9 protein-coding genes are annotated in these 11028 nt (G+C 73.7%); 6 read left to right on the top strand and 3 right to left on the bottom strand.

What is annotated here, in order from left to right; genetic code table 11:
• Positions 1–80 precede the first annotated feature (80 nt).
• The 6 genes from hppD (at position 81) to OHS33_RS12635 (ending at position 7937) form a co-directional block, all read left to right on the top strand.
• Entirely contained in the window at positions 81–1118 is a 1038-nt protein-coding gene (gene hppD, locus OHS33_RS12610) for a 4-hydroxyphenylpyruvate dioxygenase (protein ID WP_330330489.1), read from the top strand.
• Positions 1115–3634, top strand: coding sequence for an aminotransferase class I/II-fold pyridoxal phosphate-dependent enzyme (locus OHS33_RS12615; RefSeq protein ID WP_330330490.1), 2520 nt, complete (start codon positions 1115–1117; stop codon positions 3632–3634). The genes hppD and OHS33_RS12615 overlap by 4 nt, the downstream gene beginning before the upstream one ends.
• Positions 3631–4722, top strand: coding sequence for a prephenate dehydrogenase (locus OHS33_RS12620; RefSeq protein WP_330330491.1), 1092 nt, complete (start codon positions 3631–3633; stop codon positions 4720–4722). Before OHS33_RS12615 ends, OHS33_RS12620 begins: the two co-directional genes overlap by 4 nt.
• 9 nt (positions 4723–4731) lie before the next feature.
• Positions 4732–5958: a sensor histidine kinase gene (locus OHS33_RS12625; protein ID WP_330330492.1), complete on the top strand. Its 1227-nt coding sequence runs from the start codon at positions 4732–4734 to the stop codon at positions 5956–5958.
• Positions 5959–6138: 180 nt separating this feature from the next.
• A complete protein-coding gene (locus tag OHS33_RS12630; RefSeq protein WP_330330493.1) occupies positions 6139–7077 on the top strand; it encodes an ATP-binding cassette domain-containing protein in 939 nt (312 codons plus the stop codon).
• A 14-nt stretch (positions 7078–7091) separates the two neighbouring features.
• Positions 7092–7937, top strand: a complete 846-nt coding sequence (locus tag OHS33_RS12635) for an ABC transporter permease (RefSeq protein ID WP_330330494.1) — start codon at positions 7092–7094, stop codon at positions 7935–7937.
• A 42-nt stretch (positions 7938–7979) separates the two neighbouring features.
• Here the strand turns inward: OHS33_RS12635 and OHS33_RS12640 are convergent, their stop codons facing one another.
• The 3 genes from OHS33_RS12640 to OHS33_RS12650 form a co-directional block, all read right to left on the bottom strand.
• A complete protein-coding gene (locus OHS33_RS12640; RefSeq protein ID WP_330330495.1) occupies positions 7980–9092 on the bottom strand; it encodes an NYN domain-containing protein in 1113 nt (370 codons plus the stop codon).
• A 223-nt stretch (positions 9093–9315) separates the two neighbouring features.
• On the bottom strand, positions 9316–9663 hold the full coding sequence (locus OHS33_RS12645) for a hypothetical protein (protein WP_330330496.1): 348 nt from the start codon (positions 9661–9663) through the stop codon (positions 9316–9318).
• A 106-nt stretch (positions 9664–9769) separates the two neighbouring features.
• Complete coding sequence (locus OHS33_RS12650) at positions 9770–10843, bottom strand: hypothetical protein (protein ID WP_330330497.1); 1074 nt, start codon at positions 10841–10843, stop codon at positions 9770–9772.
• Between the last annotated feature and the right edge of the window lie 185 nt (positions 10844–11028).

An 11028-nucleotide genomic window follows, 5' to 3' on the forward strand; every position in this document is an offset into this window, starting at 1 on the left:
CCTAGAGACGAACGCCAGCACACCTCACCCACGCCGTACCGGATGGCAGTTTGCTGCCATTTCACCGAATGGGGAAAGCCGTGACCGCACACGACGTCGCATACATCGAGATCCACACGGGCGACCTGGAGAGAACCACCGACTACTTCGTCTCCGCCTTCGGGTTCCGCGAGCAGGCGCGCAGCCGCGGCGGCGGCCTGGATTCGGCGCTGCTGCGGCAGGGCGGCATCCGGCTCGTCATCGGCTCCGGACCGGCCGCCGACGCCTTCCTGGCCGTGCACGGCGACGGCGTCGTCGACATCGCCTTCGCCTGCGACGACGTCGCCGCGGCCCGGGCCGACGCGCTGGCCGCGGGCGGCCGCGAGGTCACGGCCGGCGATCCCGCCACCCCCGCGGTCTCGGGGGGCTTCGGCGCGGTGCGCCACACGCTCCTCCCCCGCGCCGCCGCCGGCGGCCCCGCCGCCCTCCCCCCGGGCCGGACCTGGGTGCCGTCCCGGGACTGCGCCGGCCCCTCGCACGGGGCGCCCGCGCTGAACCTGCTCGACCACATCGCCGTCTGCCTCCCGGCGGGCACCCTGCACGACGCCGTCCGCTACTACACGGACGGTTTCGGCTTCGAGCGGTACTACAGCGAGTACGTCGCCGTGGGCGAGCAGGCCATGGACTCCATCGTGGTGCGCAGCCCCTCGGCCGGGATCACCTTCACCATGATCGAGCCCGACATCTCGAAGCAGCCGGGCCAGATCGACGAGTTCCTGACCCGCAACGGCGGCGGCGGCGTCCAGCACCTGGCCTTCCTGGTGGACGAGATCGTCCCCGCCGTCCTGGAGTTCGAGGCCCGCGGCGTCACCTTCCTCCAGACGCCCGGCACCTACTACGACGCCCTCGCCGACCGGATCCCCCACCTCGACACGGCGATCGCCGACCTGCGCAAGGCGAACGTGCTCGCCGACCAGGACGAATGGGGCCATCTGCTCCAGCTGTTCACCCGCTCCCCCTTCGCCCAGCGCACCCTCTTCTTCGAACTGATCCAGCGGCACGGCGCGCAGGGCTTCGGCAGCTCCAACATCCGGGCCCTGTACGAGGCCGTGGAGCGCACCCGGACGGTCACGGCATGACCGGCGCCACCCGCACCGCCGCGCGCCCACGGCTGCTGACCATGGAGGACTTCGCCGCCGAGGCCCGCGCGGTGACCGGCCGGGGCATCTGGGACTTCATCGCGGGCGGCGCCGGAGCCGAGCGCACCCTCGCCGCCAACACGGCGGCCTTCGACCGGGTCCGGCTGAACACCCGGGTGCTGACGGGCGTGGCCGAACCCGCCCTCGCCGCCACCGTCCTCGGCCGCCGCTGGGCCGCGCCCGTCGGCGTGGCCCCCCTCGCCTACCACACGCTGGTCGACCCGGAGGGCGAGGCGGCCACAGTGCGCGCCGCCGGAGCCGCCGGTCTGCCGGTCGTCGTGTCGACCTTCGCGGGCCGGACCTTCGAGGACCTGGCCGCGGCCGCCGGCGCTCCGCTGTGGCTCCAGGTGTACTGCTTCCGCGACCGCGAGACGACGCGGCGGCTCGTCGCCCGCGCGGAGCGGGCGGGCTTCGAGGCCATCGTCCTGACGGTCGACACTCCGCGCCTCGGCCGCCGACTGCGCGACCTGCGGGGAGACTTCCGGCTGCCGCCGCACGTCTCCCCCGCCAACCTCCCTCCGGGGGCGGCCGATTACTCCTCGCCCTCGCAGCACGGCCTGACGGAGCTCGACCCCTCCCTCGACTGGTCGGTGGTGGACTGGCTGCGCTCCGTCAGCCGCCTTCCCGTCCTGGTGAAGGGGATCATGACCCCGGACGACGCCGAACGCGCCGTGGCCCGGGGCGTGGACGGCATCGTCGTCTCCAACCACGGCGGGCGCCAGCTGGACGGCGTCCCCGCCACCCTCGACGTGCTCGCCGGGATCTCGGCCGCCGTGCGGGGGCGCACCGCGCTGCTCCTCGACGGCGGCGTCCGGCGCGGCGCCGACGTGCTGGCCGCCCTCGCCCTGGGCGCGGACGCGGTCCTGCTCGGCCGTCCGGTGCTGCACGGCCTGGCGGTGGGCGGGCAGGAGGGGGTGGCCGCCGTCCTCGACCTGATCACCGACGAGCTGGCGGAGGCCATGGTGCTGACCGGCACGGCCTCGGTGGCCGAGGCCGGCCCCGGCCTGATCGCCGCGCCCGTCGCCGAGCCCGTCTCCGCGCCCGTATCCCTGCGGAGCCCCGCCCCCGACCCCCCGCAGGCCGCGCCGACGCGCGAGGCCGTGCTGTTCCGGGGCGATCTGCACGCCAGCGTGTCCGACCCGCTGCTGGACACGATGAACTTCCTCAACGAGATCACGGGCCGCTTCCCCGAGGCCGTCTCCTTCGCGCCGGGCCGTCCCTACGAGGGCTTCTACGACACCGAGGAGCTGTTCCAGCACATCCGCCGCTACCTCGCCCACCTGAGCGCGGACGGAACCGACGCCGACGGCATCCGGACCTCCCTCTACCAGTACGGCCCGACGGCGGGCCTGATCCGCGAGCTGATCACCGCGTCGCTGCGCGCCGACGAGGGCATCGAGGTCCCGGCCGAGTCGGTCGTGGTGACCGTCGGCGCCCAGGAGGCGATGCTGCTCACCCTGCGCGCCCTGTTCGCCCGCCCCGAGGAGGTGCTGCTGGTCGCCAGCCCCTGCTACGTCGGCATCACCGGCGCCGCCCGGCTGCTGGACGTACCCGTCGTCCCCGTCGAGGAGCGCGAGGACGGGATCCACTGCGCCGACGTCGAGGCCGCCGTACGCGCCGAACTCGCCCGGGGGCGCCGTCCGCGCGCCTTCTACCTGGTGCCCGACCACTCCAATCCGACGGGCAGCACCCTCTCCCTGCGGGCGCGCGAGGAGCTGCTGGACCTCGCGGCCCGGTACGACCTGCTGATCATCGAGGACAGCCCGTACCGGCTGGTCAGCGACGGGGAGCAGCGGCCGACCCTGAAGTCGCTGGACCGCGACCGCAGGGTCGTGCACATCGGGTCGTACTCCAAGTCGGTCTTCCCCGGCGCCCGGATCGGCTTCGCCGTGGCGGACCAGCGGGTGCGCGACGCCTCGGGGGCGACCGGCCTGCTCGCGGATGAACTGTCCAAGATCAAGAGCATGGTCACGGTGAACACCCCGCCGCTGGCCCAGGCCCTCGTCGCGGGCGCGCTGCTGGCCTCCGGCGGCCGGCTCAAGGAGCACAACGCCGTACCCGCCAAGCACTACGGCGACGCCCTGCGGGTGACGCTCGAACAGCTCGCCCGGCAGCTCCCCGAGGCACTGCGCCGGGAGCTGGGAGTGAGCTGGAGCGAGCCGTCCGGCGGCTTCTTCCTCACCGTCCGGGTGCCGTTCGCCGCGGACGGCGACGCGCTGCTGCGCTCGGCCCGGGAGCACGGCGTCATCTGGACCCCCATGTCCTACTTCCACCCCGGGCCGGGGGGCGAGCGGGCCCTGCGGCTGTCCTTCAGCTACCTGAGCCACGCGGAGATCGAGGAGGGCGTGGCCCGGCTGGCCGGCTTCCTGCGGGCGGAGACCGAACGGACCGGGACCGCCCGGGCCGGGACCGCCCCCGCCACGGCCGTCCCGGCGCCGCCGGAGCGTGGGGCATGAGGACCGCCGCCGTCATCGGGACGGGGCTGATCGGCACCTCCATCGCCCTCGCGCTGACCCGGCGCGGCGTGGCCGTCCACCTCGACGACGCGGACACGACGGCGGCCCGGGCGGCGGAGGCGCTGGGGGCCGGTTCCCTGGAGGCGCCCCGCGCGCCGGTGGACCTGGCCGTCATCGCGGTGCCGCCCGCCCGCATCGGCGCCGTGCTCGCCCGCTGCCAGCGCGAGGGCCTGGCCCACAGCTACACCGACGCCGCGAGCGTCAAGGTCCGGCCGCACGCGGACCTGCGGGCCGCGGGGGGCGATCCGGCCGCCTACATCGGCGGGCATCCTCTGGCGGGCGGCGAGCGCTCCGGGCCGCTGGCCGCACGGGCCGACCTCTTCGAGGGCCGGCTCTGGGTCCTGACCCCCTCGTCCCTCACCGACCGCTCGGCGCTCAACCGGGGCCTGGAGCTGGTCTCGCTGTGCGGCGGGGTGCCGGTCCTCATGGACACCGCCTCGCACGACCGCGCCGTCGCGCTGACCTCGCACGCCCCGCACCTGATCTCGGCGCTGCTGGCCGCACGGCTGCGGGACGCGGAGGGCGAGCACGTCCGGGTCTCCGGTCAGGGGCTGCGGGACGTCACCCGCATCGCGGCGGGCGAACCCGGGCTGTGGGGCGACATCCTGGAGGCGAACGCCGAGGAGGTGGCGGAGGTCCTGGAGGCCTACGCCGCCGATCTGGGCCGGACCATCACCGCGCTGCGCGCCCTGCGCGGCGCGGGAGCCCCCGAACGCGCCGCGGGGGCGGCCGCGTTGGCGGAGGTCCTGCGGTGCGGCAACGAGGGGCGCTCCCGGGTCCCGCACAAGCAGGGCGGCGGGCCCGCCGTCCACATCGCGGTGCCGGTGGCGATCCCCGATCAGCCCGGGGCGCTGGCCCGGCTGTTCTCCACGGTCAGCGACGCCGGGGTCAACATCGAGGACGTCCGCATCGACCACTCCGTCGACCGGCCCAGCGGTCTGGTCGAGCTGCTGGTGGAACAGTCCTCGGCCGGGCACGTGCGCGCGGTCCTGGACGCCAACGGGTGGGCCCTCGCGGGGACCTCATAGACTCGGCCTATGTCCTCCGACACACGACACCGGTTACGCGGCCTCGGTCCCAGCGTCCTCTGCGCGGTCCTGGGAGCGGGCGCCCTGACGGCCGCCCTCCTCGCCGCCCCCGCGGCGGGCTGGCGGGCCGTCCTGCCCATGGCCGTGGCGGTCGTCGCGGCGCTCGCCCTGACCTGTTTCCCCGCCCGGGTCCCGCTCGCGGCGACGGCCACGGCCGTGGCCGTGACCTCGGCGCTGGGGACGGCCGCGCAGGTCCCGCCGCCCGCCGGGACGCAGCCCGGTCCGGCGGGCCTCCTCGCCCTGGTCGAGGCGGCCGCCCTGCTGGTGCTCGTCCTCCTCCTGGCGCGGCGCGCTCCCGCCCGGCAGGCCGTCGTGCTCGGCTCGGTGACCGGGCTGCTGGAGTCGACGGTCGTCCTGCGCCTCCAACTGCCGCCGACCTTCCTGGAAGCCGCCGCGCAGAGCGCCTTCTTCGGGCTCGGCGCCATCGGGGCCGCCGCGGTGGGCGGCTACCTGCGCACGCTGGAGTCCCGCAGGCTGCGCGCGGTGCGCGACGCCCGCCGCACCCAGCGCCTGCAACTGGCCCGGGACCTGCACGACTTCGTGGCCCACGACGTCTCGGGCATCGTGGTGCTCGCCCAGGCCGCGCAGGTGGTGGGCGCCACCCAGCCGGAGCGGATCCTGCCGCTGCTGGCGCAGATCGAGGCCGCGGGGCTCCAGGCGCTGGGTTCCATGGACCGTACGGTGCACATGCTCGACGGCGCCGACGCCGGATCGGCGGGCGGCCGCGCCGGTGAAGGCCAGCCGCAGGCGTACGGGCTGGCGGACATCGTGGACGTCATCGACCGCTTCCGGGCCGCGGGGCGGGCCGAGGTCGACCTCGACATCGACCTGTCGCCCGCTCATGTCGCCCGGGTCCCCCGGGAGGCGGCGAGCACCGCCCACCGGGCGGTCGTGGAGGCGCTGACCAACATCCGCCGGCACGCGCCGACCACTCCGCTGGTCCGCGTCCGGGTGCTGCCCGACCTCTCCGGACCCGTCCCCGTACTGGCCGTGTCCGTGACCAACGGTCCCCCGTCGCTCCAGGACGGGGGGCAGGGAGAGCGGGTCCGCCGCGGCGGCGGTTCGGGCCTCGCGGGCCTCGCCGAACGCGCCGCGGCGCTCGGCGGCACCCTCGACTTCGGCGTACGGCCCGACGGCGGGTGGCGTACGTCCGCCGCGCTGCCCATCCCGGAATAGCACTTTCCCCGGCCGCCCCGCAATATCACTTCGAGACTTCTGATCCTCGCTCCGGATTTCCGCATGCCGCCACTACCGTACCCCTTATAGGTAACGGCCCATGGTAGCCATTTCGGTCATTCCTGAATTACGCCCGACGACCGTTGGTGGGCTCCCGGTATCGAGCGAGGAAAAGAATTCATGGACGACATGATGATCGAAGTCCAGGACGTATCGAAGGCATTCGGCGCGACCAGGGCGCTCGACGGCGTCAGCCTCGGCGCCGAGCGGGGGACGGTGCTGGGCCTCCTGGGCCACAACGGCGCCGGGAAGACCACGCTCGTCAACATCCTGAGCACGCTGGCGCTCCCGACCGCGGGCCGGGCCCTGGTCGCCGGACTCGACGTCACCCGGGACGCGGAGGAGGTCCGCCGGCGCATCGGGCTCACCGGCCAGTACGCGGCGGTGGACGAGACCCTCTCGGGGCGCGACAACCTCATCCTCATCGCACGGCTGCTCGGCGCGTCCCGCGCCCAGGCCGCGGTCCGCGCCGACGAACTGCTGGAGGTCTTCGACCTCACGGGCGCCGCGAGCCGCAAGGCGAAGACCTATTCGGGTGGCATGCGCCGCCGCCTGGACCTCGCGGCCGGCCTGGTCGGGCACCCCGACGTCATCTTCCTGGACGAGCCCACCACCGGCCTCGACCCCGCGGCGCGGCGCGCCCTCTGGGAGATCGTCAAGGTCCTCGTCAAGGACGGCACCACGGTCCTGCTGACCACGCAGTACCTCGACGAGGCCGATTACCTGGCGGATTCGATCACCGTGCTGGCGGCGGGCCGGGTCATCGCGTCCGGCACCGCCGACGAGCTGAAGGCCCGGATCGGACGGCGCAGCGTCTCCGTCACGGTGCGCGGCGAGACGGACCGCCCGCGGGCCGCCGAGGCCCTGACGGGGGCCGGTTTCTCCCCCGCCCACGAGGACGACGGGCTCGTCCTGACGATGCCCGTCATGGACTCCACCGATCTGGCCCGCGTCGTCCGGGCGACGGACGAGGCGGGTGTGGACCTCGCCGGACTGGCCTTCGCCGAACCGTCCCTCGACGACGTGTACATGGCCCTGAACCATTCCACCGGACGCTAGGCAGGGATACCCCGATGACCATCACCACCAGCCGGCCGGCCGGCCGGGCGGCCCGCGCGGCCGCCGCCGCACCGCCCCCGCGCTTCGGCGGGACCGGCGTGCTCAAACAGATCTACGTCCTGTCGGGCCGGTCGCTGCGCGCCCTGCGCGAGCCCGCGCTGGTCCTGCCGGGCGCCCTGGAACCCATCCTGATGCTGACGGTGTTCAGCCAGGTGTTCAAGAGCGTCTCCCAGACCACCGCGTTCCCCGCCGGGGTCAGCTACATCGACTACCTGCTGCCCGCCTTCCTCGTCACGGGCTCGATCAGCGCGGGGCTCAAGTCGGGCGTGGCCCTGACCACGGAGCTGAACAACCGCATCATCGCCCGCTTCAAGGCGATGCCCGTCCACACCGCGTCCATCCTGATCGGCCGGAGCATCGCCGACACCGTGCTCAACACGGTCAACATGCTGGTCATGCTGGTGGCCGCGGCGCTGGTCTTCGGGTTCGACCCGGCGGGCGGCATCCCCGGCGCGCTGGGCGCGGTCCTGGTCGCCGTGGTGCTCGGCTGGTCGCTGGGCTGGGTGTTCATGGCCCTGTCCGCGTGGCTGCGCCGGCCGGAGGCGCTCCAGCCCATCGGCGGCATCATCAACATGGTGCTGCTCTTCGCCTCGAACGCCTTCGTGCCCGCCGACGGGCTGCCGGGCTGGCTCAAGGGCTTCGCCGAGGTCAACCCCATGTCCCACGCCATCACCGCGGCGCGCGACCTGGCCTTCGGCGAGCCGCACCTCAGCACCGTCCTGGCTCCGCTGGGCATCTGCCTGGTGGTCGTGGCCCTCACCGCGCCCCTGGCGATCCGCAGCTTCCGCAAGGTCTCGTGAGCGACCGGCGCTGCGCGCTGAACGGCGGACGCTCACGGGACGTCACTGCCGGGCGCAGCTGCGGCACTGGCCGCGGCGGCGCAGGTGGTACAGGTAGGTGGCGGCGCCGAGGGCGGCGCCCCAGACCACCCAGAGGATCGCGGGGCCGGTGATCCCCCACGAGGCGGCCTCGAAGGCGCGTACGGCCATCACGCCGGCGGGGACGAGCACGACCGCGATGACCGTGGCCGGGATGACGGCGGTCGCCGGGTGGATCGTGCGGCCCTTCTTGAACCACACCCAGCGCGGCCAGACCTCGCCCCACCGGGCGACCAGCCCGTGCATCAGCAGGCTGCCCAGGGTCGACAGCACGCCCAGCCCGAGGCCCATCTCCAGCATGTTGGGCGTGTCCTGCATCTCCTTGAGGAAGGCGTCGGTGATGCCGAGCGGCCAGCCGAAGTACCAGGCGATGCGGGTGATGTCGTACGGGAGGGTCGAGAGGACGGCCAGGTACACCGCCCGGGTTCCCCAGGTGCGCAGCCGGGCCGGGTCGTTCCCGGCGCCGCCGCCGTGCGGGGCCCGGCCGCAGTGCGCGCAGCTCCCGTTGGTGCGCCGCTGGTGGGCGAGCGTCGCGGCGATCCACAGCAGCCCGCCGAGGAAGACGATCATCAGGTTGCCGCGGTGCCAGTACAGGATGTCGCCCATGTCCTGCGGGCCCGGCACCCCGGTGAAGGCGAAGACGAGCAGGACCGGCGAGAACACCAGCAGGCCGAGCAGCGAGTAGTCGGGGATCAGGAAGGTCAGGGCGATGCCGGCCGTCCACCCGTAGGCGAGCAGGGCCGTACGGAACCGGCCGGTCCCGCGGTTCTTCAGCATCAGGATTCCGGCGGCCACGCCGAGGGCGCAGAACACGGCCAGCGCGGGGGCGACCACCGCGGCCCGGCTCGGCTCCAGGAGCGATCCCGACGAGCGGTCGTTGCGGACCTTCTCGAAGGGGTACGCGTCCCCGCCGAGGGACCAGTACAGCGCCGCCGCCCCGTAGAGCGCCGACCACACGACCGCCAGGTACCCGGCCCAGTCCGGCCACCTGGACCACCAGCGGCGGCGGGGCACGGAATCCGGGGAGGTTTCCCCGGTACGCGTTTCGGTGGCTGTGCCGGTGGCTGTATGCGGCATGACGGACTTCCTCTGAATTCACCGCTCGGAGCGGAATCTGTTTTCGTCGTGGGAACAAGGCTGCCGTGCGGGGCGCCGCGGCACATCTGCCGATCGGCAGATACGGCGCGGCCGCCCGGGCGGGCGCAAACGGGAAGGCGGCTCCCGGTCCGCGGGGGCGCGGACCGGGAACCGCCGGCACTGGGGGGTGGTCGTCAGGAACGGAAAGGGAAAGGGAAAGGGGTCAGCAGGTGACGAGTTCCTTGAACTTCCAGCTGGTGCCCATGATCGGGAAGTCCCGCTGGAACTTCGCCTCCTGGCCCGGCTGGATCTCGTAACACTCGGGGGCCGGGGTCATGACGCTGGTCCAGGTCGGCGTGACCCGCTGCGTGGTCGTGCAGTTGTTGGTCATCCACACGGTCACGAACCGGAAGAAGATGACCGCGCTCTGTGCCGTGACACAGCTCGGCGCGGTGGTGGTGGCCACCGCCGCGGGGGCGGCCGGCGCGGTGGCCGCGTGGGCCTGGCCGACGCCGAGGAGGGCCGTACCGGCCAGGGCCGCCGCCGCGATGCCTGAAGCGAATTTACGCACGCTCTCATCCCATCTGTTTAGGGGCAATTGCCTCGCTTTCACTCTCACCGAGGCGGAGGCACCGCTCAACGCTGGATCAGAAACTTCGAAGCCGCCGGACCGGCGTTCAGCCGCGTCCGCAGTGCCCGCAGGTGCCGCGGCGCCGGAAGTAGTAGGCGAGGGCCGCGGCCGCCAGCGCGATGCCCCAGACGGGCCAGACCGTCTCGGGGACCGTGGCGCCCCAGTCGTCCTTCTGGTTGTCGAAGGCCCCCTGGAAGTGCAGGCGGATGTACATGACTCCGGCGATCGTCACCATGAGGGAGATCAGCCAGGCCGGCACGACCGCCAGGCTGATCGGCACCCGCTTGCCCCGCAGGCCCACCATCCAGCGCGGGAAGACCTCGCCCCAGCGCTGCACCAGGCCCAGGGTCAGCAGGGAGCCGAGGGCGCCCATGGTGGCGAGGGCCGCGCCGAAGATCCAGAGGTGGTCCGCCTTGCCCTCCTGCCACAGCTTGTCGGAGATCCCGAGCGGGTAGCCCAGGGCCCAGGCCCAGCGGGTGGAGGCGTACAGCAGCGGCACGACGACCGCGGTGTACGCGGCCTTGCGGCCCCAGCGCGCGGCGGCGGCCGGTGAGGTCCATTCGGCGCCGGCCGCGGTGCGGCCGCAGTTGCCGCAGGCGTCGGTGGTCCGGCGCTGGTAGGCGATCGCGGACACGGCCATCAGCGCCACCGAGGTCACGGCGAACAGCTGGTTGATGACGGTCCAGTTGATGGCGCTGAACTTCAGCATGAAGACGTAGGCGAGGTTCCCGAGGATGCGGAAGTCGGCCAGCGTGAAGAAGACGGCGGCCCCGGAGAGGGCGGTGGCGCCGAGCAGGACCGGGGTGGGGATCCGGCGGCGCCCGGGGAGCGCCAGCAGCAGGGCCACGCCCGCGCTGAGCAGGAACCCGGCGGCGAGCCAGGGGGCGAGCCGGGCCCGGCCCACGTGTTCGAAGGCCGAGTACTCGGGGTTGGCGTCATCGGCTCCGAAGGGGAAGCCGGATCCGCCCAGGGCCCAGTACGTCTGGGCCAGTCCGTAGGCGAGCAGCACCAGGAAGGCCGCGTACCCGATCCATCGCGGCCAGCCTGCCAGCCGGCGGCGCACGGCGCCCGGGGTGCGGGCCTGTCGCGGTAACGCCGCGCTGTCGGTCACCTGTGTCATGGTGCTGCCTCCTTGGTGTTCTGATGTCCAGCATTCCTTGCGGGGGTCCGGCGCACATCTGCCGAACGGCAGATCCGGGGCGCAGATCCGGGGCGCCGCCCGGGAGGCGGCAGCGGGAGGGCCCGGCGCCCGTCCGCGCGGTGGCGGAGGGCGCCGGGCCCGGTCGTTCCGTGGCGGCGTACGGA

Source organism: Streptomyces sp. NBC_00536, assembly GCF_036346295.1.
Lineage (GTDB): Bacteria > Actinomycetota > Actinomycetes > Streptomycetales > Streptomycetaceae > Streptomyces.